This is a genomic window from Flagellatimonas centrodinii, from assembly GCF_016918765.2.
Lineage (GTDB): Bacteria > Pseudomonadota > Gammaproteobacteria > Nevskiales > Nevskiaceae > Polycyclovorans > Polycyclovorans centrodinii.
In genome coordinates this window covers 2,697,205-2,719,934 of the sequence record NZ_CP092104.1, presented here as the reverse complement: position 1 = coordinate 2,719,934, position 22,730 = coordinate 2,697,205, and the positions used below count along the sequence as shown (strand labels likewise).

The window sequence follows — 22,730 nt, the reverse complement described above, 5'->3', positions numbered from 1 at the left end:
GGCCATGAAGGACATCTCTTCGAAACTTCACCACGACTTTCTCATGAGAAAGTCTGACGACCTTTTGCGGGAGTCGGCCGAGCTGACTGCGCTGATCGAAGTGGCGGGCCTGCGGCTTGCCGATGTGTCGGCCGAACTGGCGCAACGTGAGGGGCGTGTCGCGCTCGATCCCCGCTTTGGGGTCGGTACATGGCTCACCGCTTATGAAGCCGCCCTGGACGCTTTCCCTCGGCGATTGACGGCGCGCGAGCTGTCCGAGCGGTCCAGGCTGCTCGTCGGCTTCGTGGACGACGCGGAGGGATGACGATGGCGGCCACTTCGTCATGTGTTGCTGAGCGCCTGCAGGTGCTCAGGCCCGCCGCAGGGGGATATACAGCGCCACTTTTGGCGCTGGGCTACCCGGTTGTGATGGTCAGCCTGATCGAAGGCCTGCACGCTCGCCCGGTGGACTTTGCCGGGGATACGTCGCTGCGCGCTGATGTGGACCGGGCGTTGCCATTCGTGATCGACCGGGCGCGAAGCCAGACTAAGCCGTTGGTGTGGTCCTCCCTGAGTCGCCCGGCGGTGCTCGACGCTCTGTCGGGTCCGCTTCGGCACGCGATGTCGCTTCCGGTTCATGGCCCAGGGGTGGTCTTCGCCCTTGTCACTGTCGGCGGCATGCCTGCGATCGGTGCGGATGGGCTGGCCGACTCGCTTCGCGTCATGCGTGACGTGGGCGGGGCTGTCCTGGACGAGTTGGCGGCCGTCTTCGATCCGAGGCCGACGTTGCCGCTGACCAAGTGCCAAGCGGAAGCACTGCGGCTTTTGGCCCAAGGGCTGGCACAGAAAGATGTTGCAAGGAGGCTCGGGATTTCGGTTACGGCCGTTGGTCGTCTGGTGAGTCGCTCGATGGATCGTCTCGGTGCGTGGAATCAGACGCATGCCGTGGCGAAAGCGATGCTCAGCGGCCAGCTTCGGGCGTCGGTGGCTGGCGAGTGAAGAACTCGATGATGAATCACCCCCCTCTACAGATCGGCAGCCTTCCTGAAATCAACGAGTTGCAGCGTGCCGAGGTGTTCAGTGCTGAATCACCCCCCCTTGTGTGGGTTTGTAGTGCGATGCGCTACGGGGGAGGAAAAGTTTCTCATGAGAAAGTCTGGAGGCCGCGCGCAGTGCGCGCCGGGCTTTCGTGCTTTGCATCGAGCCGCCTTCGGCGTCTCGCCCCTTCGGGCATCAATCCCTCGTCCGAACGGCACGGCAAGACCAGGCCTTCGGCCTCGTCAGGCCGCCAAGCAGGGGACACCGTGACGGCTGCGCCGACACCGTGTCCTCGTAGCGCCGCGCGCTACGACGCGAGGCAAATGTTTCTCATGAGAAAGTCGGCCGCTCCGCGGGTTGGTTGGGTGGCACTTGCTCCGCGCGCGTCAATCGATCCGTTCGACGGCCGCGATGCGGCCGACGAATCTCGCTGCGCTCGCCCTTCGGCGGCGATTGACCCGTGCTCGACGGCGTGCCGATCGGTCCCCGATCACAAGCGCGGCGGAGGCCTGCCGCGCTTGCGACCAGGGCAACAGGAGACAGGGGTATGAGCGGGATTCGAGCGGATGAATTGCGTGCGCACCGGATCGAGGTGAGGACGCAGCGGCACAAGACGGGTTGGACCTATGTGCTCGACGTGGACAACGCGGGCGCGTTCGAGACGGACAGAACGTACATCACCCGGCAGGCAGCCATCGAGGCGGCGGCGTTGCGGTTGGTTCGTGAGCTGCCGGCGCTGTTCGAGCAGGACTTGATCGAGAGAGTGCCGTGCCAGTTGAGGGGTGCGTGATGGCGACCATCGACACGCGGAACCGGGATGAGGTCGTGGATGATTTCGTTGCAAAGCTGGCGGCGGTCACTCGGGCAAAGCAAGCGGCGCGAGGGCCGGCCATAGAGGGCCTACAGCGCATTGCGCGAGCGATCCGTGGGAGTCCAGGGTCCGGACAGGTGCGGCGGCTTGTGGCGTTTCTGGGTGGCCTCTACAACGGGCCTCGGTTTCCGTTCGACCTGACGGATCTTCGCTCGCTCGATGCCGAGCTGGCTGATGCGTGTCTCGATGTCTTGCGCTATGACCACTTCGGCCAGGCCGAAGTCCATACCTGGGGCGTCATCGACGGCGACGAGCTGAATGGCTGGCTGGAGTCCTACGGGCTCTATTACGCCGCGCAGCGGCGCCGGATCGCTGGCGAGCTATACCGGGATCGCTACGGAGAGGGCGGGCACCCTGATGAGGGGTGCTGCGGCTGACCTCGACTTTCTCATGAGAAAGTCTGGCGCGATGGACCTCGGGGTGCCGGTGGGCAACCTCTGTGCAGCAGCGAAGCGGCCGGGGGCTCCCCAATAGAGCCCCAGCGGAGCGCCCGCTGTGCAGGGGTTGTCCACGGGCATCGTGGATTTCCGCACGAGGAAACGTCTCGCGACGCGGACTATTCCAGGTCGTAGGCCGGATCGTCGGTGGCGACCCTGACCGGCTCAGCCAGCTCGGTGATGCGCAGATGCGGCTCAGCGTTGTGAAGCGCGAAGAACGGACCATCTGGTTCGTTGTGCAGGAAGAAGTCCCCCTGCAGAGCGCCGCATGACGTGCATAGGTTCGCGAACGCCCACTGTTGCGTCGTTCGGCTGAACGCCAGTCTGTAGTAGGGGCGCTCGGCGAGCGCGCGACCCAAGGGGGCATCGACGGACTGTATGCCGGTCACAATGGCCAGATCGCCATCTTCGTCGCGACCAGCAACCGTCAAGACGGGCGTGCCTTCGCGGCACGACCAACATTCCGCCGTCGCTTCCACGATCGCCGGCTGTTCAATCAACAGATTCAGGGGGAGTGCTGAGTAGTCGGGCGGAGTCGGCGGGCGTTGTTCCCGTGGTTGGAACCAGCGAGCGAAAGGCTCATCCGGGATGCCGGTAGGCACATACCAGCAGCGAGCTTGCGCGTCCCATCGGGCGCCAAGTAGCTTCGCCTCGTCCTTCTCTTCAAATGGAACGTGCAGGTCGCGCCTGGCCACGTCAGTCTTCCGCAGCGGCGAGCCGATGGAGCGCAAGCATTTGCCGAACAGCAACTCCTGCGGATATGCGTTCCGCCGCCAGCTCGATATCGAGCCTGCGCGCCTCTTGGCTCGCCGGGGGAAGCCCTTCGAGATCGCAATGTCGGTCTGCTTGGGCCAGCGCTTCGATGATGGTCATGGCGCTCTCCTGCGGCGGCCGGCGCCCTTGAAGACAACCTCCACGCGTAGGCCAGCGCGCGCAGCGAGGAGGACCAGGTTATCCAGGGAGATTGCATCCGCCTCGCCACGGAGGATCTTGTTCAGCCTTGGCTGCTTGATGCCGAGCTGAGTCGCAACCTGATGCTGAGTACCGGGCAGCGCCTCCAGCTGCTTGCGGATCGCACGCAACGCGAAGGCCCTCGTTCGCTTCAGTTGCGCGACATCCGGGGAGTACAGCGCCTCAAAGGCGTCCTCATAGGTGCTGCTGATCGCGTAGTCGCCGGTCATTGCCTTGGACAATCGGAAAAAGTCTCGGATCGAATTATAACTCTCCGATTATAAATCCGCATGCTAAGCGTAGTGTTGTGTAGCGCTACACAACACTACGCTACGGCGCGAGGGCAGACTGCGCCAGAGGCTCGAACGAATGGCGGTGTGAAGGGCATTTAAGCAAGTAAAGCATTGAATGTCTTGAATACGCTCTCAGCTCGATCCAACGTTGTGCTGACTTCTGCCGAGTCATCGTCCAGAAGCTGCGGATTCTCCAGCAGCCACCTTGCCGGCGTGAAGTGATCGAACTCCGGCACTTCGGGCGGCATGAGCCTAAAGAGTGCTTCAGCCTTCTTCACCAAGCGGTGCGTCTCTGTAACCCCTTCAAAGACCTCCTTGGATAGTAATTTGTCCGCAGGTGGCTTGTAGGCCGCATTCAGAATGTCCGCAAATATCTGAGCGTCGAAAAAATCCTCCACGTCTGCTTCTTGTTGGTTCACGAAGTCGGCAGCCGTAAAGAAATGTCCGGCCTTAAGAATCTGATCCCTTTTCATGGCTTCGATCTTCTTCTTGTCGCCACTTGCCAGGTCAGAAAGAACAGCAACGTCTACGTGATTTGAACCAAAAAGCCGCACGAAGGGCGCGATCTTGTCGATGCCGCCCGACGGACACAGAGTCCAGCGCCTATCCAGCCCTTCACGGCCACGGCGACGCAGCGCCTGAGAGAGCGTCTGCAGGTAGAGAATGTCTGATGGGCCTTCAACCAAGAGGGTGTGCGCGCCGATAAACATCGATTGAGTGACCTCGTACCCGAGGGCACCTTGTAGCGGAAACAAAGTGTCCTCGGTTACCTGCAAGACGTCCGATCTAACCTTCGTCCCCTTGATATCTGGGCGCCCCGTTTTGGGGTCAAATGCAATCACATCCTCAACGATTCTGACGTCACCGAGACGGTCCATCGGAACCATAAAGGGCGAGTGGGTTGTGAAGATCACCTGATGGTCGGGGAGAAGGCGTTCAACGATGTAACGGAGAAGGTCGCCCTGCGCCTTCCCATGTAGCGTCAGCCCAGGCTCGTCTAGCAAGATGACTGCTTTCCCATCGGTCTTCTTGAGCTGCTGGGTTCTACCCCGATAGCACGGACACTTTCGAGAAGGCCGACAATGGCCAAAAGGAGTGTTCATGTCGAAGCGAAGGAAGTTCAGCCCGGAGTTCAAGCGCGGGGCTGTTGAGCAGTGCCGCCAGCCGGGTGTGAGTTGCGCGCAGGTCGCCCGGGAGTTGGGCATCCGGGACAGCCTGCTAACCCGCTGGAAGCGCGAGATTGAGAGCCAAGGGCAAGTCGCCTTTGGTGGCACGGGCACCGCCCGCGATGAGGAGCTGGCGCGGCTCAAACGCGAGCTTGCCCGGGTGAAGAAGGAGCGGGATTTTTTACGCGAAGCGGCGACGTTCTTTGCCAAGGGGTCGTCCTGAGATATCAGGCGATCGAGCGTTGCCGCGATGATTTCCCTGTTCGCCTGATGTGCCGCTGCCTGCGGGTGTCGCCGAGCGGTTATTACGGCTGGAGTACGCGCCAGCCCAGCGCACGTCAGGTCGACAACGATCGACTGCTTGCACGCATCCGTGAGCTTCACGAAGACAGCCGTGGCGTTCTGGGTGCGCCTCGCATGCAGGAGGATCTTGCCGAAGAAGGTGAGACTGCCAGCGTCAATCGCGTGGCTCGCCTGATGGCGCTGCACGGCGTGCAGGGCTGGCCGCGCAGGAAACGGCGCGGCCCGCGCGGTCAGCCGGGGCTGCCGCCACCTGGCGTGCGCAATCTGCTGGAGCGGGATTTCAATGCTTTGGAGCCCGAGACCAAGTGGGTGACCGACATCACCGAGATCAAAACCGACGAGGGCAAGCTGTATCTATGCGTCGTCCTCGACCTGTTCAGCAAGCTCGTGATCGGGTGGTCGATGCATCACCGGCAGGACCGTCAGATGGTGATCCGGGCCGTCGAAATGGCGATCTGGCAACGTCAGGGCGGATGGTCAGTGATCCTACATTCGGATCGCGGCAGCCAATTCCGCAGCAGTGACTATCAACGCTATCTGACCAGGAACACGCTGCTGTGCTCAATGAGTGCCGTTGGCCATTGCGGAGACAACGCTGCCTGCGAGGGCTTCTTCGGCATGCTCAAGCGGGAGCGCACGCACCGTGTGAAGTATCCGACGCTCGATGTCGCCAAGGCGGATGTGTTCGACTACATCGAGCGATTCCACAACCCGAGAATGCGGCGTAGAGTCGCCAAGCAGGATCAGAAGTTTTCAGCTCTTTCCAAACCGTCCGTGGTTACGGGGTAGAACCCAGACGTAACAGTAGGAGATTGGATCGAGTGTCTTCAGCGTTTCTAGAACGCTAGGGTCTACCTCAGCGATTCTTAAATAGAGCCTGGACAGTTGCCACCCCTGATCGAATTGACCTTGGAGGAGCTCGCGATGCTCTGCCAGGAAAGAAACAGGAAACCGTTTTGTAATAAGCCAAGCAGCCTCGTAGTCTCCATATTGCATCCAAGCGTTCGCAACTGCGGCGCTGGGCATCCTTTCGTCAATGCCAACACTTTTGTAACCGCGACGCCGAACGCCAACGTACTGCGAGTTCAGGAAGAGCTTTTGAATTTTTCGCCTGGTTGGAGTTGGCGCCACCTCTGCAATGCGCGAAAGCACAAAGCCCAGCGATTGCCTTAAGCGGTAGTCGGCGATCTTGAAATCTTTAATGACATTACTGACCAACTCAGAATGACAGCTCAGGAACTGTGTCTCTACATCTGCGCAGACCTTTCGAAGTGCGAAATTCCTATAGTCCGGTCTCTCAACTACTGACCGCCTTAAGAGCTCACAGGCTTCCTCGGCCTTCAAGCTGTAGCAGTAAGCAGCGACGATACCAAACGATTCGACCAAGCCATCGGCTAATCGATGACTGAGGATTTCGTCTACTCGGCTCATTGGTTGAATGGCATCTAACGCCAAAACTCAGCCGCGGATTTGCCGTAGCGCAGCGGAGGCAAATACGTCGGCTGGAGTGCCTTGTTGGGCCAGACGCTCACTTGGCTAGAACCTGACATGAGCCAGAGCCTACGGTTGCAACTGACCAAGAGCCAGCCCCTGACGGTGCGAGCTCAGCTTTGACCGACAAAGCCGGAGTTACCTGAAACGACACCAATACCCCGGTTTCAGTGTGTTGGATCTTCGACGAGAACTCGATGTGCCGATGCTCATCGAGGAATGCAGCAAGCGGAGAGCTGGAAGGCAATGGCAGCTTCATGAGAACGAGGTCTCGCTCTGCTGGACCCGTAGATAAAGACTCGCTGCCCGCGATGAGCATGAAGCCTACATCCGCACCGCCTGCGTCCCTGAGAACAACGGTCGGCATCTGCTTCTCCTTAGGCCCAACGCCCAAACTCAGCCGACCGCCCACTCGCGTAGCGAGTGGGCGGTCGGCTGAAGTGGCTTGTTAGGTGCTTGCTCAGTCATTTTCTTGGGCCTCCATCTCCTCTGCCTGATACGGCATATACCCGTGCTTTAAGAAGTAGACTGCCAACCCGCCGTAGACAAAGAACAAGCCAACCGCTTGTGGCAATGGGGCGGAGCCGACAATGACTCGGTATGCCACCCAAGCTAGGAGCAAGAGCACGACAACCGCCAAGGCATAGTTGCATGCCTTTATCAGCGGATGCGTGCTCCGCCGATGCCACTTAAGCAGGAATAGGGACGGAAACCCGATGTACATCATGAAGGCCGCTATGCCTGCGCCCCAGTTTGGCCCTGCAAATGGATGGAGAGCCCAATACAGCGGGAAGAAAAGAGCGACGCAAGAGATGCCGATTAGAAGCAACCTCATCTGCTGCACCTAAGGAAACACTGATCAAGTCCCCTCAAACGCTTTTTGCGATTGACTGGACATGAGAAAATATTGCTGACGAATTCCACGGGGATGAGGGTGATGAAGCAGCGCAGCTTTGCTGATGCCGAATATGCCGCCAAGCCACGTCAGACGCGGCAGGATCGGTTTTTATCGAAGATTGATGCCGCAACGCCCTGGCCTGCACTGCTTGCGGTCATCGATCCCTTCTACCCGAAGGCGGGCAATGGTCGACCTCCCCTAGGCTGTGAACGCATGCTGCGGATGTACGTTGCCCAGCAATGTCTTGGTTTCTCCGACGAGGGGATCGAGGATGCGATTTACGACTCTGGCGCAATTCGCCGGTTTGTCGGCATTGATCTGGGACGGGAGTCGTCCCCGGATGCCACCACGGTGCTGAAGTTCCGGCGGCTATTGGAAACCCACGGGCTGACGAAGCTGATCTTCGAGACCATCAAGGGACACCTGGCCGAACAGGGACTGCTGATGCGGGAAGGCACCATTGTCGATGCCACCCTGATTGCTGCTTCGCCTTCGACAAAGAACAAAGCAGGCGAGCGAGATCCTGAGATGCATCAATCGAAGAAGGGCAACCAGTGGCACTTCGGCATGAAGGCCCATATCGGCGTAGATGCCGCCTCGGGACTGGTGCACAGCCTCATTGGCACGGCGGGTAACGTGGCTGACATCACCCAAGCCCATGCCCTGCTGCATGGCGAAGAGCGACACGCCCATGGTGATGCGGGCTATCAGGGTGTGGAGAAGCGGGAAGAGTGCAACCCCGAACACACCGTCGCCTGGCAGATCGCGATGCGACCGGGCAAGCGACGCAAACTCCCTGACACCGAAGGCGGACGGCTGCTTCAGCAAACCGAACAACTGAAATCCAGCCTGCGTGCCAAGGTCGAGCACCCATTTCACATCATCAAGAACCTGTTCAGGCATCGGAAGGCTCGCTATCGGGGCTTGTTCAAGAACACCGCCCAGCTTTACAGCCTGTTCGGGCTGGCCAATCTGCTGATTGCCGCCCGACGAATCCCCGAGCCCAGCAGATGAATTGCGTCTGCAGCAAGCAGAATCAGTGGGCAAATATGCGAAAGAGCCCGAATATCGGGAAGAACTGAGCGATTCTCATGCCAAACGTGCTGAAAACCGCAAAGTCAGCCGACTCTTGGCGCCCAAGTGCGGAGCGGCGCAAAATTCAGACACTTGATCAGTGTTTCCCTAACGCCCCAGCTCAGCTGCGTGCCGCGAGCGAAGCGAGTGGCACGTCGGCTGGAGCTGATGGTTATGCCTGCTTGCTCTCATGAGCAACACCAATGCCGTAGAAGTTCTTTGATGACCTGCCGAACGTGAATGCGTAGAACAGCCACAGCAGAAGCGCCGAGCCTATGAACGAAGGACTGATGCTACCCAGCGTAGCGCCCTCAGCCTTGAAGAGGATGAGGAGCATTGAGCCGATGAGAAAGACTGGAAAGGCGAAGATAAGAAACGCGCCGAGGAAGTACGACCACCTTGCCCGAGTTGAGAAGAGGGCGACCAGCGCAACGACGTACGGCGCCGAGAAAAGAAACTGACTGATGTAGCCACTCTGGCTACCCTGTAGCATTGTGTAGCCCGTAAAGACGAACCCCGCTGCGAGCGTAAAGAAGTACAGCCCCGCGAAGATATGTGATGCTGGCCTGCCACCCATTACTGCCTCCCTTTCCTGTAGGCATAACGCCGCAGTTCACGCGCGCAGGCGCCGCAAGGTGCCTGCGTCGCGTGGAACTGCTTGTTAGACGCCATGTGACCACCATACTGCGGCGATCACGATGATGAGCATCACGGCTAGCGCGTATGTGATGACGTTGCCGGTGCGGGAATTAGGTTCCCACCAGGACCGTGGCGCAAAGCGCTGCGCAACCACCAAGGCAACATAGAAGGCCCCGGCAGCCAGCGCGGCAGGCAAGTGACCAGTAATCGCCGCGCTTACCAGCCAAAGGGCGATGAGGCCGTGAAACATCCAAGGCCGGACCCCTCTTCGACGCACTACGACTTCTTCATTCATGGCGTCTAACGCCTAGGTTAAGCCGCGGCCCGGCAGGGCCGTCGACTTGAACCGTTGGTTATACATACAGCGCTCGATCCGGATGCGACGTCGTAGGGCCGACTTATAAAGATTAAACTCGTTTAGATAGATGAACTCAAAGACGTAGATCGGCGTTGCGAGCAGAAATAACCCAACGCGTACACCGCCACTGCTGCTGAGAAAAACGGGGCCGGCTATAAAGCCGAAAACGAAAACTACGCACGACAGAAGGAATACAGCTTGGAACGTGTATGTACGCGCTGCTTGATCTCCCATCAGCGCGGCGCTGCTGCTAATCCGTCGCGCCTTTATTAGGTGGCGATGACGTATACGACGGGAGAAGGGACGGACGTGCGCCCGAAGATAATTGAGAAGCCGAGGAAACGTCCACACCACAGCCGCCACGATCAGGCCTTGTACAAACCAATGCGGTTGGTAGTCGAGGAGACTCGTCATGGGCGGGTCACTGTATAACGCTTGAGCTCAGGGGCGTTTGAGGCGGCGACCGTTTTTGCGGCAGCAAAAATGGGCGACGGGTCAAACGTCCCCCGCAGCGATTGGTTAGGGGTTGCTTGCACGAGCCCTCACGATCTCTTTCACTGAGTCGAATACGACGAATACTGCCTTCGCCGCTTCGAATGCTCCATCGAGCATCATGTACTTTGAAAAATCACTCGAGAACGCCTCATTCAATTTTTCGAGCTTCTCGGCCTTGTCTTCGTCCGCATGGAAGTAGTGGGCGTTCAACCAGAGATCCAGCAACAACGCCGCGGTCATGGGTTGGTCGTTTAGCTGAATCGACATGGCTTGTCCGAACAAGCCGTTCTCCCAGCGCTCGCGCAGGCGGGCGAAATGCTGACGTACCTCTGGATCGTCAATGTGCTTTCCGAGCACGCCAAGTGCGCGAGGGAAGAATGATTTTTCCTTCTTCAAGTAGAAAAAGCGAAACGCCATCAGGAACTCTGCAACAAATTCCTCCGGGGGAAGTTGGGCCTCGAACCATAGCCCTTCGCCCTGGCGGTATCGAATGCCACCCTTGATGTCACTTTCACCTGAAGATACGAGCTTCGTGGCGATGAGTCGTTCAGCTTTGCCAAAAAATGCCGTCAACACGTCCCAATCGCCATCGCTCAACATTGGCGCGATGTGCAGTTCGACACGTTTCACTGCCACGCTCAGCAACCCCTAACGCTGGCGCTCACCCGCGCGCATTAGCGCGTCGGTGTGGAGCGGCTGGTTTGGTTGCGTTGGCACAGTTGGCAATGGACGCCAGAACGTGCTCCCCGAGTTCTGTGACTGATACGCTCTTGGAGAGCAATACTTGGCATTCGATGCGAGGCGTGAACCCTCTTCCTGGCCCCGACGTTCCACCATTTATGTTGGGCAAAATCTTGTATCCGGGCTCACTTTCTCGAACCTGAACAAGCCTCGCCTTAGCCATAAAGTCCCTTTCAGACCTAACCCCGGCTGCTCTCAAACGAGGCGCCGACATGCCCTTCCAGTTATTGGGGTGAGGAACGATGCGCCCGGCTTCTTTGAGCGCGCTGTATGTTTCCTGGCCGAGCGTAGAAGCATCTGCGCCAACATCCAGCTGAATGTATGGCCCGAACTCAACCCCCAATCCAACAACGGTTCGCGTGATAGGGCTAAGCAATATTTTGCTGTCTAAAAAGTAGATGTTTACGGATGCCATATACGCAATTTAACGCCAACTAGTAGGACTTGACACTAGCCACCAGATCATTCCAAGTCAACTCATCCTCTCCCCTAACTACCGTGATGTCATGATTCTGTAAATTTAGTACGGACTAATTTTCGCCGGATCACACAACACCCCACAGCAACCCCCAAACCCCGCCGGCTCGACCGCGTACGCCAAGAGAAGAAGTGCGGGTGCGGGGCTACAGCCTGCGTACCGAACAGACGTATGCCGACTGGGTGCGTCGCTACGTGTTATTCCATGGCAAACGTCATCCGGCGGAAATGGGAGCGGCGGAGGTGTCACGTGCTCGAAGTCGAGCTGCCCTGGCTGGATGAGGTGGTGGCGGCGCAAGACCGCAGAAGCCCGCTACCGCGCCAGGGCTGGCGCCCTCAGTGCAGCAGCACCTTCCCCATCATGCCGACCGCAAACCCCGCGACCGCCCCCAGCGCCGGTGCCCAGTGACGTCGCATCGGCACCTTGGGGGCAATGTCCTGGAAGATCAGGTACAGAATGCCGCCACCGGCAAAGCTCATGATGCCGGCGGTGAGCGCCACCCGGTCCTGCAGCAATAGGTGACCCAGTAGTGCGGCGGCGGGCCCCAGCAGGCTGAGCAACGCCAGCAACCGCAAGGTTGACCCTCCCGACGCACCCGCCTGCACACGCTCGCGGTAGGTATTGAAGCCTTCGGGCAGGTTCTGCGCACCGATGAAGGCGGCCAGCAGCATGCCGAGTCTGGGGTTGTAGGCAAACACGGCGCCCAACGACAACGCCTCGGGCACGAAGTCCATCAGCATGGCCAGCAGTTGGGCCTGCGGCCCCTGCTGGCGGGCCAGCCAGGCGTCGATCAGGCAGAACAGACCGCCGCCCGCGCAGAACACCAGCAGCAGCACCGGTGGCGACAGCACGGCCATGCCCTCGGGCACCAGCGCGAAGGCCACGGCGGCGAGCAAGAGGCCGCCGCCAAAGCCAACGATGGCGTGAAGACCCTCTCGGGCAACCGTGCTGCGCGGCGCCCCCAGACGATGGGCCAGCAGGCCACCCAGCCAGGCACTGAGCCCGGCCATCCAGGACAGCAACACGATCGTCAGTAGGGTGGTGGTCAGCATCTCCCCTCCCCCGGCCGCCCCGTCCGTCGGGCGGCATCCAGTTGGTGGCTCAGCCCAGGTCGGCCTTGTGCTGGATGATGCGTGAGGCGATGCCGTAGGCCAGCGCCTCGTCGGCATTCATCCAGTAGTCGCGTTCAATGTCGGTCATCACCGTTTCCAGCGGCTTGCCGGTCTGCCGCGAGATCACCCGCGCCAGCCGCTCACGGATGCGCAGGATCTCCTTCGCCTGGATGGCGATATCCGACGCCTGTCCGCGCCCGCCACCCGCCGGCTGGTGGATCATGAATCGCGTGTTGGGCAGACAGACGCGGCGCTCTTTCGGCGGCGCCAGAAAGATGTGGGCACCGGCACTGGCCACCCAGCCGGTGCCAACAGTGGTCACCGGGGCATCGATGAAGCTGATCATGTCGTGGATCGCGTCACCCGATTCGACATGCCCGCCGGGGGAGGAAATCAACATGGTGATCGGCGCTTTGGACTCTTCCGACAGGGCCAGCAGACGGCGGCAGGTGCTCTGTGCCATCAGGTCGTTGATCTGGCCGAACACCATCACGAAGCGTGACTTGAACGCGAACTGCTCTTCCAGCCGGCTGACGAGTTCGGGCAGCTGGATGCGGTCATCCTGCTCGGAGAGGCGTGAGTCCATGTACATGATCCTGAGATAAGCGAACGGGGATTGTAGGGGTTACGGCGCCTGACGGCGGTCAAGGCTGCACATCAGGCGTGTCGATTCCGGAAAGATTGACCACCACACCCGGCGCCGCAGCCTGCAGACGCTGGCGAAAATGATCCGGCATGGGCTGTTTCTCGTGATGGCCCGCCGTCACCATCACGTAGGTGATCTCCGAGGTCGCCACCGGGACACCGTCGGCGTGGCGGAAGATCGAGACCTTCAGTCGGTACGACGTGTTCCCCAGGTGCAACGGTTCAACATCCAGCGCCAGAACGTCATCAAATCGCGCCGGTGCGGTCCAGTCGGTGGCCAGCCGCACCACCTGGTTGTCGAGCCCCTGCGCCAGCAGTTCGGTATAGCCACCGAACAGCACCCGCATGAACTCGGTCATCGCCAGATCGACGTAGTCGCCGTAGCGTGCGTTGAACACCACCCCCTGCGCATCGCATTCGGCATATCGCACACGCAACAGCAATCGGAACGGGGGCCGGCCCATCGACACGCCTCAGAAGTCGCCGTAACGGCGGCGGCGACTGTTGCGGCCCAGCCACGGCAGCAATAATCCGCCCAGCACCCCGGCGCCCACCAGGGCGGCACCGGTGAGCAGGGTTTTGCGGCGCGCCTTCTGTGCGTTGTACTGCTGGACCACCGCCTCGGTTTCTTGCTCCAGCGTGGCGATACGGGTCCGCAACCGATCGTTGTCCTGCGACAGCTCAACCGCCGGTTGCAGGCGATCCAGCTCACCACTGACCTGGGCCAGCGCGCTCTGCAATTCCTCGACCCGGGCCTGCGCCGCCGCCAGGTCGGCCTGCGCCTTGACCAGCCGATCGGCCGCCGCCGGGGTGTCGGTCAGGAATCGCGCGGTCACCCAGCCTTCGGTGCCACTGGCGGTACGAATGCGGGCAAAGCTTTCCGGGCCCAGCGACTCCAGCAGTGTCACCTCGTCACCGCTCTTGACCACGCCCAGATAGCCGGCGTTGTTGCTCGGCGCATCGCGCACCGTCACCGAGATTTCGTCATCAATGAACTGCTGCTTTTCGGCGGCGTGCAAAGGCGCCGCCAGCACCAGCGCGAGGGCCAGAGTCTGCAATGGGAATTTCATGATGCCGGGAGTCTACCAATCTGCGCCGGCGACGGGCGTCATCCGCCGCCGCTACCGGCTGTCCGACGGGTGCCGACGCGGTACCATCGGCCGATGGAACAGGGAGGCTCCACTGTCATCCGTCGCATCGCCCGCCGCAGCCGCTGGGCGGGTCTGCTACTCGGGCTGGGCGCTGGCACGGCCGCGGCGGCGATCCATACCTGGGTCGATGCCCAGGGGCGTCGCCACTTCGCCGATCGCCCGCCGGCCGGCATCGACGTCCGCACCTTGCCGCCGACATCGTCGACCCGGCCGGCACCGGTCGCCAAGGTGATTGACGGCGATACAGTCCGCCTGCAGACCGGTGAAACCCTGCGGCTGATCGGGATCGATACGCCGGAGCTGCCGTTTCGCGGGCGCCCGGGCGAACCCGGCGCGGAGGCCGCCCGCGACCGATTGGCAGCACTACTGGACGACAGCACCCGCATGCGCCCCGGCGAGACGCCGGAAGACCGCTATCAGCGGCGGCTGGTCTACCTGCAGACCGACACTGTCGCCGACATCGCAGAAGCCCTGCTTCAGGAAGGACATGCGCGGGTCAGCCTGCACGAGGACAATGCGCAACGCGCCGACCGCTATTTCGCCGCCGAGGCCGACGCCCGCCGCCACAATCGGGGCCTGTGGTCACAGCCGGACTGGCAGCCCCGCCCGGCCACCGACGGCGCGGGCTGGCGCAATCGCTTCGGCACCTTCCAGGGTCGCATCACTGACGTCCGCGTCACCGAGGCCGGTGGCCGGATCACCCTCGACGACCAACTGGACCTCTGGATCACCCCCGCCGCCCTCGATCGCTTCGATCGCGCGCGGCTGCAGTCAGCACTCGGGCAGCGAGCCGCGGTGCGCGGCGTGGTCCGGCAGCGCGACGGCCGGCCCTATCTGCCGCTGCAGCACCCCGGTCAGTGGGACACCCTGCCGGCGCCCTGACGCACGCTCAACGCGGGGTGATGGCCTGACCGGCATCCGGCCCGGTCCAGTCAAATTCCATCTGCCGTGCAGTCCGTAGCGCCAGCAGCCGTGACTGGAAGCGCGCCACCAGATACAGGCTCATGTCGATGCCGGCGGAGATGCCCCCCGAGGTCACCACATCGCCCTCGTCCACCCAACGACAGCCGGCACGAATGCTCAGCAGCGGAAAGCGATAGGCGAGATCGTTGATGTCCTGCCAATGGGTGGTGGCGGTGCGGCCGTCGAGCAGACCGGCCGTGGCCAACAGGAATGCGCCGGTACACACGGACGCGGTCAGCGTCGCGGCATCCGCCGTGCCCAACAGCCAGGCAATCACATCCGGCTTCTGCAGCTCGGCCTCGACCACGCCACCGGGCACCAGCAGCAGATCCAGCGGCGGGTGGTCCTCGAAGCTGTGATCCACCTGCACCGTCAGGCCGGCCCGGGCCCGCACCGGCCCACCATCGGCGCTGATCAGCACCACCTCGAACGGCACATCGGTGCCCGGCTGCAACTGCTGCTGCACCCGAGAGGCGGTGGTGAACACTTCGTAGGGCCCGGCGAAGTCGAGCACCTCCACCTGATCGAACATGAAGATGCCCACTCGCAGACTCATGGCGTCACCGCCGCGGGCAGGTTCTGCAGCAGGAAGTCGATCTGGTTCTCGCCCATGATGCGGGCGATGGCACCGGCGTCGAACCCTTCGGCCTGCAGGGCTGCCGTGAGCCGCGGCAAGCCGGTGGCGTCGAACGGCGTGGTGACCGCACCGTCGAAGTCGGAGCCCAGCGCCACATGGTGCAGGCCGATGCGATCGGCGGTGTAGCGGATCGCCCGGGCAATGGCGGCGGCATCTTCACCACAGGCGGCGGTGGGCCAGAAACCGATGCCCACCAGTCCGCCATTGGCGGCAATGGCGTCGAGCTGCGCATCGGTCAGGTTGCGCCGGTTGTCACAGGTGCCCCGCACGCCGGTGTGCGACACCACCACCGGGCGCTGTGCCAGGGCCAGAACCTGGTCGACCGTCGCCGGTGCGGCGTGGGCCAGATCGACGATCATGCCCAGCGACGCCATGCGCGCCAGCATCTGCCGGCCCGCAGCCGTCAAACCGCCTTTCTCGACCCCGTGTGCCGAGCCTGCCATTTCGGTATCGAAGAAATGGGTGGGCGACATCATCCGGTAGCCGGCGGCGAACATCGGGTCGACCGCGGCCGGATCGCCCTCCAGCACCTGCGCGCCCTCCAGCGCCAGGATGCCGGCCACCCGCCGCGGGTCTCCAGCGTGGTCGGCGAGAAACGCCTGCAGATCCTCACGGCTCCGCACCACCACAAGCGCGCCATCGGACTCAGCCGCCATGCGGGTCAACCGCCCTGCCTGGTACAGCGCACGTTGGCGCAGACTGAACCAGCTCGCCGGGGGCCAGCGCTGGGCCATGGCCAGCAGGGTGATGCTGTCGCTGTCGTCGTCATTGCGCTCGATGTTGAGCCCCCGTGGCGACTTGCTGACCACCGAAAACAACTGCACTGCCACCCGGCCCTCGATCAGCCGCGGGACATCGACATGTCCGCGGGACGAACGATGCAGCAGGTTGCGGCCCCACAGCAGCGGATCGGCATGCAGGTCGGCCACTCGCAACTGCTGATGCAGGGCATGGGCCGCAGCCGGCACCGGCGCCCCGACCGGGGGCCCGACGCGGTTCATCAGGCCCTCGACGATTGGCGGCACGCCGAAACAGAACACCAGCAGCGCGACCGAGACCCCTCCCAGGCACCACCAGGGCCAGCGGCGTCTGCGCATCGGGGGAATCGTCATGTCATCGCGCTCCTGCGCCACGCTGGCCGCACGCCAGCCTGGCCATTCTAGGCAACTGCGGCGGCCGACCGCAGTCGCCGGCGGCGCGCGGGAATGGGACAATGCCGGACTGACCGCCCCCTGACCCGCCGATGCTCCGTATCACCGAACTTTCCCTGCCGATCGAGCACCCGCCGGGGGCACTGGCACCCGCCATCCGCCAACGGCTGGGGCTGGCCGACGACGCGTCGCTGCAGTTCACCGTGTTCAAGCGCAGCTACGACGCCCGCAAGAAGCACGAGGGGCTTCGCTTCGTCTACACCGTCGATTGCGAGGTGGCCGACGAACCGGCCGTTCTGGCGCGCTTCGCCGGCGATCGCCAGGTCGGCCCGGCGCCCGATACCACCTACCGTCCGGTGGCGGTCGCGCCGGCGGACCTGCCGCTGCGGCCGCTGGTGATCGGCTTCGGGCCCTGCGGCATCTTTGCGGCCCTGGTGCTGGCACAGATGGGGTTTCGGCCCATCGTGCTGGAGCGCGGCAAGGCCGTGCGCGAGCGCACCCAGGACACCTGGGGCCTGTGGCGTCGCAATACGCTGGACCCGGAGTCCAACGTCCAGTTTGGCGAGGGCGGTGCCGGCCTGTTCAGCGACGGCAAGCTCTATAGCCAGATCAAGGACCCCCGCTTCTACGGTCGCAAGGTCCTGAATGAGCTGGTGCAGGCCGGCGCGCCGGAGGAGATCCTCTACGTCAGCAAACCCCATGTCGGCACCTTCCGGCTCACCGGTGTGGTTACCCGCATCCGCGAGCAGATCGAGTCGCTCGGCGGCGAGGTGCGTTTCCGGCAGGCGGTCACCGACCTGCTGATCGAGAACGGTCAGGTCCGCGGCGTGCAGCTATCGACCGGTGAAATGCTGCGGTCCGACCACGTGATTCTGGCGGTCGGCCACAGTGCCCGCGATGCCTTCCGCATGCTGCATGCCCGCGGCGTGCAGATGGAGGCCAAGCCGTTTTCCATCGGCTTTCGCATTGAACATCCGCAGTCACTGATCGACCGCGCCCGGCTCGGCCGCTATGCCGGCCACCCGCTGTTGGGCGCCGCCGACTACAAGCTGGTGCACCACGCCAGCAACGGCCGCGCCGTCTACAGCTTCTGCATGTGCCCCGGTGGCACCGTGGTCGCCGCCACCTCGGAAGCCGGCCGGGTGGTCACCAATGGCATGAGCCAATACTCCCGCAATGAGCGCAATGCCAACGCCGGCATCGTGGTCGGCATCACCCCCGCCGATTTCCCCGGCGGCGCCGATGCCGGTCCGCTGGCAGGCATAACGCTGCAGGAACAACTGGAGTCGCACGCCTTCGAACTCGGCGGTGGCACCTACGAAGCCCCGGCACAACGGGTCGGCGATTTCCTCGCCGGTCGCCCCTCCACCGCGCTCGGCAGTGTCACCCCGAGCTACAAGCCCGGCGTGAAACTGGTGGATCTCGCCAGCGCCCTGCCCGACTACGCGATCACCGCCATGCGCGAAGCGCTGCCGGTGTTCGATGCCCAGATCCAGGGTTTCGCCATGCCCGATGCAGTGCTGACCGGGGTGGAAACCCGCACCTCCTCGCCGCTGCGGATTCCCCGTGGCGACGACTTCCAGAGCCGCAACATGCGCGGCCTGTTCCCGGCCGGCGAAGGGGCCGGATTCGCCGGTGGCATTCTGTCGGCCGGGGTCGACGGCATTCGCGTCGCCGAGGCGCTGGCACGGGATCTGATCGGCGCCCGCGCCGACGCGGCCTGACCGCATGTCGCTGTTCCGCTGCCCGCTGTGCCGGGCCCCACTCGACACCGAAAGCCGACGCTGGCACTGCCCGGACGGCCACAGCTTCGATGTCGCCCGCGAGGGTTACGTCAACCTGCTGCCGGTGCAACACAAGCACAGCCGCGCCCCCGGCGACGAGCCGGGCATGGTGCGGGCACGGCACGACTTTCTGGCTGCCGGCCACTACGCACCGCTACGCGACGCCGTGATCGCCGGCCTGCAGGCGATCCACCCCGAGGTGGTGCTCGATCTCGGCTGTGGCGAGGGGTACTACACGGCGGCAATGAGCGCCGTCGGCAGCCGGGTTGTCGGTGTCGACATCGCCAAGCCGGCCATTCGTCTGGCGGCGCGCAGCACACCCGGGGTGGCCTGGCTGGTGGCGAGCGGTGCCCAACTGCCGTTGGCCGATCAGAGCATTGACGTGGTCTGCAACCTGTTCACCCAACTGCACCACGATGAACTGCGCCGGGTGCTGCGCCCGACCGGGCAGGTGCTGGTGGTCACCCCGACCGCCGACCATCTGTTGAGCCTGCGAGAAGCGCTGTTCGATACGGTCCGGCCGCACGTGCCGGACAAGTTTCTCACCGGCTTCAGCCGCGGGTTCTCGCTGCGCCACCGCCAGGAACTGCGCGTGCCCCTGTTGCTCGAGGCCAACGCCCTTGCACAGCTGTTGCAGATGACGCCGTATGCCTGGAAGGCCCGCCCCGAACGTCGCGAGGCCCTCCTGCAGCGGGCCGGCTTCCACACCGAGGCGGCCTTCACCCTGCTCTGGTTTCAGCGTCAGCCAGACGACCCTTGCCTGCAACCGCCGACCGGTGAATGATCGGGGCATGACCACCGACCCCGCCTCCACCGCCGCCGACAGCGGGCGCATCAGTTACCAGACTTTCGGCGAGAATTTCATCCGTCACCTGGTTACCGTGCCGCGGCTGCGGGCGGAAATCGAGACCGCCCTGCGCGAAACCGTGGAAGGATCGACCGCGGCGCTACCCAAGGACCTGCTGGTGGCGGACTACCAGTTCCAGCCCCGCGATCTCCACATCGACCACCGCGAACCTGACGACGCCGAGGTGGGCTTCACCCTGCGGCTGACCGGGTTGCTGAACCTCACGCTGCGGCTGATGGGCATGCCGGTACGCACGCCGATGGAGGTCGAGATCCGGGTCGACGTCGATGTTCACACCTATGCCCCACTCACCATTCGCCTGGTGCCGCTACGGGTCGGCAGCCGCAACATTCGGGTGAACGCCGCGCTGCCAGCGGAGCTGCGGGCGCTACCCACCAGCCTGTTGGACCGAATCAACCCGCTGGTGATCGCGGTTCGAGAGGGCATCGTGCGGGCCGTCAATGCGCAACTGCAGCGCCCGCAGCTCGACGAGCTGGCGACCATCGACGTGCTGGCGCTGGCCGAAGCGGCGATGACGCGTCCCTGATGCGCTTGGGCGGTAGCACCCGTGGGGTCAGTCGATTACGCGCTGCCACACCTGCCAGGTCGGGTCTCGCTGCCCGGCGCTCGCGCCGCGATCGCTGGTCCACAGCAGGCGGGAACCGGCAAGCCGTGGCCAGCCGGCGTTGCCGGGGCCGCTCAGACGGCGACGATCCATCGCCCAGCCGGTTTCGGGCTGCCACTGCCGCGCCCAGATGCGATGGCGCCAGTCGGCATCGCGGTTGTCCATCCAAGCCACCGCAAAGCCGGCGCCGGCGGGGCCGACCGCCGGCCGCTGCTGCATGGCCGAGACACTGTCATCGACGGCTGCCGGCGCGCTCCAGCTGAGGCCACCATCGGTGGAATGACTGGCGTGGACCTCGCTGTTGACCCCGGCTGACCGCAGCGGCTTGGCATCCCACACGGCCATCAGCGTGATGCCGTCGGCCGCCACCGCCAACGCCGGATGCCGGTCGGCACGCGCCGTCTCGTCGAAGGGATCATTGCTGCCATTGGCTGATACCCGCACCGGTGCCGACCAGGCCCCGGTGGCCGGGTCGCGACTGCGGGCCAGAATCTCCCAGTTGTCCGGATCGGTGCGGTCGACACCCTCGAAGCCGCCATTGAAGCCGGTCTCGCCGGTCCAGCCGGGGTTGGGGTCGAAACGGTTGTCCTGGAACACCACGGTGACGGTGCCATTGGCCTGCACCGCCAGCGCGGGATGCAGCGACGCCGGATCGCGGGAGCTGCGGGTGTCGACCAGCGTGCCCGGCGTGCAGGCCTTGTCGTCGCTCAGCGACTGTGACGTGCCGTCGACCCCGATCTGCACATAGAGATCGAAGCAGCGGCGACGGTTGTCGCTCCAGGCCACCACCGGCCGGCCGTCTGCCATCACCGCCAGCGCGGGTCGGATACTGCGGGCGGGGCCGGAGTCCAGCACCTGCTCGGCGCCCCAGCTGCGACCACCATCGAGGGAGCCCCGCAGCAGGATGCGTGGCTGGCGCGGCCGTTGCCCGACCCGCTCGTCTTCCCACGCCACCCAGACCTGATCCCCGACGGCTGCAATACGGGGGAAGCGAGCGAAGCCGGCCACCACGTTGAGCATCACCGGATCGGCATCGCCGCGACGCAACCAGATGTCGGTGCCGGTGGCGTCATGAGTTTCGGCAACCACCAGCAGGGTGCCGTCGGCGAGGGTCACCGCGTCAGGAAACCCGGTGAACTGGCCGTCGGGCCCGATGATGCGTTCCGCCGAATCCGCAGGACCGGCATCGGCGGGCACCGGGCGTTCGCCCGCAGGCGTCACGATCATCCCCGTGGGCCGCAGGAAAATCGGCGAGGTCAGCGCCCGTCGGCTGCGCTCGTTGCGTGGCAGCGCGTCGTCGTCGGGCAGACCCATGCCAACGCCCCGCAGCTCCGCCCGCACCCAGCTGGGCTGCGCCGGCATCGTCAGGGTCCACGTGAAGGTCTCATCCGGCAGCCGTGGCGAAAACACCGCCACCGGCGGCAGCATGCGTCCCGGCTGGGCAATGACCTGCAGGGTCTGGCCGATGGCACGCCGGGCGCGGAAGCGGAAGGTGATCGTCTGCCCGGGCGCCGCCGTGACGGTATCGCCATTGATCGCCTCGAACACCCCGTCACCGTCCGCATCGGCCTCCATCGTGAGGAAGGCGGCCAGCGGCCTGCCATCGCTGAGCGTGGTCCGCCCCCGTCGCAGCCCATCGAGAATGCCGCGCTCGCTGTCGTTGGCCGCGAACACGTGCGTGTGCACGGTGCCGGGGCCAAAGCCCAACAACCAGAGTTCGCGGAAGTGGTTATCGGAACTGGCGCTGATGCCGGTCTCGTAGCCGAGGTTCCAACGGCTTTCGGCGTAGTTCAGCTGCAGCTCGATGTCTTCGGCGACGTTCCACACCTCGATCAGGTTGGCGCCCACCACACTGCCCTGGTCATTGGCGCTGCCATCCTCGTTCATCGAGTCGCGGTTGGGATGGTTGACCTGCCACACGGCCCCCTGGGCGTGCGCATCCCAGATACTCTGCTGGGTGGGCTTGTGCGCTGCACCCTCGGGGCCGTCCTGGCCATCGAGCACGGTGTCCACTGCGCCGAAGATGTTGGCGTGGGGGCTGCCATTGGCTTCCTCGCCGGGGATCAGCAGCAGGTCGTGACTGGCCCACAGCGGGTCCCAGTGCTGGTCATAGGTGCGATGGTCGGTGAGCGCCATGAAGTCCAGCCCGCGCAGGAGTCCCTGGCCGATCTGGTCGGCGATCGACACGTTGCCGGGCAAGGCGTCGCTCGACAGCTGTCGGAATGCGGAGCCGTCAGAGGAGTGGTCGGTATGGACATGGGCATCGGTGGTCAGCCACTGCCCTACCAGCGCCGGCGTCGGGCTGGGGCTGGCTGTCGGCGTCGGCGTCGGGCCGAGATCGGACGGCAACGCCCGACTGTTGTCATTGCAGCCCGCCAGCAGCAGCGCAGCCAGCAGCAAGCCGCCGCCCACAGGGAATCGATTCATGATCATGCGTCGAGTATGCCGTGCTGCGGCGACGCTTCAATGACGTCTGGCTGTTTCTACTACTGCCCCGCCGCCTGCATTTCACCCGCGCCATGTCGGGGCTGCTCAGTCGGGGATGCCATCCTGTAACGCGCAGCTCGATCATGCCCCTCGATGGCAGCGTCGGCCTCTCAGCC

Annotated in this window: 27 protein-coding genes; 11 read left to right on the top strand and 16 right to left on the bottom strand. The window is 63.6% G+C overall.

What is annotated here, in order from left to right; all coding sequences use genetic code 11:
- Window positions 1-4 precede the first annotated feature (4 nt).
- The 4 genes from JN531_RS13115 (at window position 5) to JN531_RS13100 (ending at window position 2,265) form a co-directional block, all read left to right on the top strand.
- Window positions 5-304 carry a hypothetical protein gene (locus JN531_RS13115; RefSeq protein WP_228349309.1) on the top strand — a complete coding sequence of 100 codons (300 nt, stop codon included), beginning with the start codon at window positions 5-7 and terminating at the stop codon, window positions 302-304.
- A 2-nt stretch (window positions 305-306) separates the two neighbouring features.
- Window positions 307-978 (top strand): helix-turn-helix transcriptional regulator, encoded by a 672-nt coding sequence (locus JN531_RS13110; protein ID WP_228349308.1) that lies wholly within the window; start codon window positions 307-309, stop codon window positions 976-978.
- Window positions 979-1,564: 586 nt separating this feature from the next.
- On the top strand, window positions 1,565-1,807 hold the full coding sequence (locus JN531_RS13105; protein WP_228349307.1) for a hypothetical protein: 243 nt from the start codon (window positions 1,565-1,567) through the stop codon (window positions 1,805-1,807).
- Window positions 1,807-2,265 (top strand): DUF7673 family protein, encoded by a 459-nt coding sequence (locus tag JN531_RS13100; RefSeq protein ID WP_228349306.1) that lies wholly within the window; start codon window positions 1,807-1,809, stop codon window positions 2,263-2,265. The genes JN531_RS13105 and JN531_RS13100 overlap by 1 nt, the downstream gene beginning before the upstream one ends.
- Window positions 2,266-2,444: 179 nt before the next feature.
- Here JN531_RS13100 and JN531_RS13095 read toward each other — a convergent pair whose 3' ends face one another.
- The 4 genes from JN531_RS13095 to JN531_RS13080 all read right to left on the bottom strand — a co-directional run bounded on the left by JN531_RS13095 (window position 2,445) and on the right by JN531_RS13080 (window position 4,483).
- Complete coding sequence (locus JN531_RS13095) at window positions 2,445-3,020, bottom strand: DUF5710 domain-containing protein (protein ID WP_228349305.1); 576 nt, start codon at window positions 3,018-3,020, stop codon at window positions 2,445-2,447.
- Between the two features lies 1 nt (window position 3,021).
- A complete protein-coding gene (locus tag JN531_RS13090) occupies window positions 3,022-3,198 on the bottom strand; it encodes a hypothetical protein (protein WP_228349304.1) in 177 nt (58 codons plus the stop codon).
- Window positions 3,195-3,506, bottom strand: a complete 312-nt coding sequence (locus JN531_RS13085) for a helix-turn-helix domain-containing protein (RefSeq protein ID WP_228349303.1) — start codon at window positions 3,504-3,506, stop codon at window positions 3,195-3,197. The genes JN531_RS13090 and JN531_RS13085 overlap by 4 nt, the downstream gene beginning before the upstream one ends.
- Window positions 3,507-3,664: 158 nt before the next feature.
- Window positions 3,665-4,483, bottom strand: coding sequence for an ATP-dependent nuclease (locus tag JN531_RS13080; RefSeq protein WP_228349302.1), 819 nt, complete (start codon window positions 4,481-4,483; stop codon window positions 3,665-3,667).
- A gap of 187 nt (window positions 4,484-4,670) precedes the next feature.
- On the opposite strand from JN531_RS13080, the gene JN531_RS13075 reads away from it, so the two are divergent.
- Window positions 4,671-5,827, top strand: a protein-coding gene (locus tag JN531_RS13075) for an IS3 family transposase (RefSeq protein WP_228348732.1) whose coding sequence is annotated in 2 segments (ribosomal slippage) — window positions 4,671-4,911 and window positions 4,911-5,827 — 1,158 coding nt in all. Because the reading frame shifts where the segments join, the coding sequence is not laid out codon by codon here.
- On the opposite strand, the gene JN531_RS13070 is transcribed toward JN531_RS13075, so the two are convergent.
- Together JN531_RS13070 and JN531_RS13065 are read right to left on the bottom strand one after the other, a co-directional pair.
- A complete protein-coding gene (locus JN531_RS13070) occupies window positions 5,792-6,469 on the bottom strand; it encodes a hypothetical protein (protein WP_239795306.1) in 678 nt (225 codons plus the stop codon). The genes JN531_RS13075 and JN531_RS13070 overlap by 36 nt on opposite strands.
- 520 nt (window positions 6,470-6,989) lie before the next feature.
- Window positions 6,990-7,364, bottom strand: a complete 375-nt coding sequence (locus JN531_RS13065) for a hypothetical protein (protein WP_228349301.1) — start codon at window positions 7,362-7,364, stop codon at window positions 6,990-6,992.
- Window positions 7,365-7,466: 102 nt separating this feature from the next.
- Between JN531_RS13065 and JN531_RS13060 the strand changes: the two genes are divergently transcribed.
- The gene (locus tag JN531_RS13060; protein ID WP_228349980.1) at window positions 7,467-8,441 is read left to right on the top strand and encodes an IS5 family transposase; all 975 of its coding nucleotides are present in this window, start codon (window positions 7,467-7,469) and stop codon (window positions 8,439-8,441) included.
- Between the two features lie 232 nt (window positions 8,442-8,673).
- Here the strand turns inward: JN531_RS13060 and JN531_RS13055 are convergent, their stop codons facing one another.
- From JN531_RS13055 to JN531_RS13045, 3 genes are all read right to left on the bottom strand, one after another.
- A complete protein-coding gene (locus tag JN531_RS13055; protein WP_228349300.1) occupies window positions 8,674-9,078 on the bottom strand; it encodes a hypothetical protein in 405 nt (134 codons plus the stop codon).
- A gap of 84 nt (window positions 9,079-9,162) precedes the next feature.
- The gene (locus JN531_RS13050; protein WP_228349299.1) at window positions 9,163-9,435 is read right to left on the bottom strand and encodes a hypothetical protein; all 273 of its coding nucleotides are present in this window, start codon (window positions 9,433-9,435) and stop codon (window positions 9,163-9,165) included.
- Between the two features lie 582 nt (window positions 9,436-10,017).
- Window positions 10,018-10,623, bottom strand: coding sequence for a hypothetical protein (locus JN531_RS13045; RefSeq protein WP_228349298.1), 606 nt, complete (start codon window positions 10,621-10,623; stop codon window positions 10,018-10,020).
- Window positions 10,624-11,343: 720 nt separating this feature from the next.
- On the opposite strand from JN531_RS13045, the gene JN531_RS17450 reads away from it, so the two are divergent.
- A complete protein-coding gene (locus JN531_RS17450; protein WP_228349297.1) occupies window positions 11,344-11,493 on the top strand; it encodes a phage integrase N-terminal SAM-like domain-containing protein in 150 nt (49 codons plus the stop codon).
- Window positions 11,494-11,547: 54 nt separating this feature from the next.
- Here the strand turns inward: JN531_RS17450 and JN531_RS13040 are convergent, their stop codons facing one another.
- From JN531_RS13040 to JN531_RS13025, 4 genes are read right to left on the bottom strand one after another with little or no spacing between them, the layout of a single operon-like run.
- Entirely contained in the window at window positions 11,548-12,264 is a 717-nt protein-coding gene (locus JN531_RS13040; RefSeq protein ID WP_228349296.1) for a ZIP family metal transporter, read from the bottom strand.
- Window positions 12,265-12,313: 49 nt separating this feature from the next.
- Window positions 12,314-12,910: an ATP-dependent Clp protease proteolytic subunit gene (locus JN531_RS13035; protein ID WP_228349295.1), complete on the bottom strand. Its 597-nt coding sequence runs from the start codon at window positions 12,908-12,910 to the stop codon at window positions 12,314-12,316.
- Between the two features lie 58 nt (window positions 12,911-12,968).
- Entirely contained in the window at window positions 12,969-13,433 is a 465-nt protein-coding gene (locus tag JN531_RS13030) for an acyl-CoA thioesterase (protein ID WP_228349294.1), read from the bottom strand.
- 9 nt (window positions 13,434-13,442) lie between these two features.
- On the bottom strand, window positions 13,443-14,039 hold the full coding sequence (locus tag JN531_RS13025; RefSeq protein ID WP_228349293.1) for a TIGR04211 family SH3 domain-containing protein: 597 nt from the start codon (window positions 14,037-14,039) through the stop codon (window positions 13,443-13,445).
- Between the two features lie 93 nt (window positions 14,040-14,132).
- On the opposite strand from JN531_RS13025, the gene JN531_RS13020 reads away from it, so the two are divergent.
- Window positions 14,133-15,002, top strand: coding sequence for a thermonuclease family protein (locus JN531_RS13020; RefSeq protein ID WP_228349292.1), 870 nt, complete (start codon window positions 14,133-14,135; stop codon window positions 15,000-15,002).
- A gap of 7 nt (window positions 15,003-15,009) precedes the next feature.
- Here JN531_RS13020 and JN531_RS13015 read toward each other — a convergent pair whose 3' ends face one another.
- Complete coding sequence (locus tag JN531_RS13015; protein ID WP_228349291.1) at window positions 15,010-15,639, bottom strand: DJ-1/PfpI family protein; 630 nt, start codon at window positions 15,637-15,639, stop codon at window positions 15,010-15,012.
- A complete protein-coding gene (locus JN531_RS13010; protein ID WP_228349290.1) occupies window positions 15,636-16,832 on the bottom strand; it encodes a dipeptidase in 1,197 nt (398 codons plus the stop codon). Before JN531_RS13010 ends, JN531_RS13015 begins: the two co-directional genes overlap by 4 nt.
- Before the next feature lie 131 nt (window positions 16,833-16,963).
- Here JN531_RS13010 and JN531_RS13005 point away from each other — a divergent pair, with 131 nt between their 5' ends.
- From JN531_RS13005 to JN531_RS12995, 3 genes are read left to right on the top strand one after another with little or no spacing between them, the layout of a single operon-like run.
- Window positions 16,964-18,595 (top strand): NAD(P)/FAD-dependent oxidoreductase, encoded by a 1,632-nt coding sequence (locus JN531_RS13005; protein ID WP_228349289.1) that lies wholly within the window; start codon window positions 16,964-16,966, stop codon window positions 18,593-18,595.
- 4 nt (window positions 18,596-18,599) lie between these two features.
- Window positions 18,600-19,439, top strand: coding sequence for a putative RNA methyltransferase (locus JN531_RS13000; protein WP_228349288.1), 840 nt, complete (start codon window positions 18,600-18,602; stop codon window positions 19,437-19,439).
- Between the two features lie 7 nt (window positions 19,440-19,446).
- Complete coding sequence (locus tag JN531_RS12995) at window positions 19,447-20,049, top strand: hypothetical protein (RefSeq protein ID WP_228349287.1); 603 nt, start codon at window positions 19,447-19,449, stop codon at window positions 20,047-20,049.
- A 27-nt stretch (window positions 20,050-20,076) separates the two neighbouring features.
- Here JN531_RS12995 and JN531_RS12990 read toward each other — a convergent pair whose 3' ends face one another.
- Entirely contained in the window at window positions 20,077-22,554 is a 2,478-nt protein-coding gene (locus JN531_RS12990) for a CehA/McbA family metallohydrolase (protein WP_228349286.1), read from the bottom strand.
- Window positions 22,555-22,730: the final 176 nt, after the last annotated feature.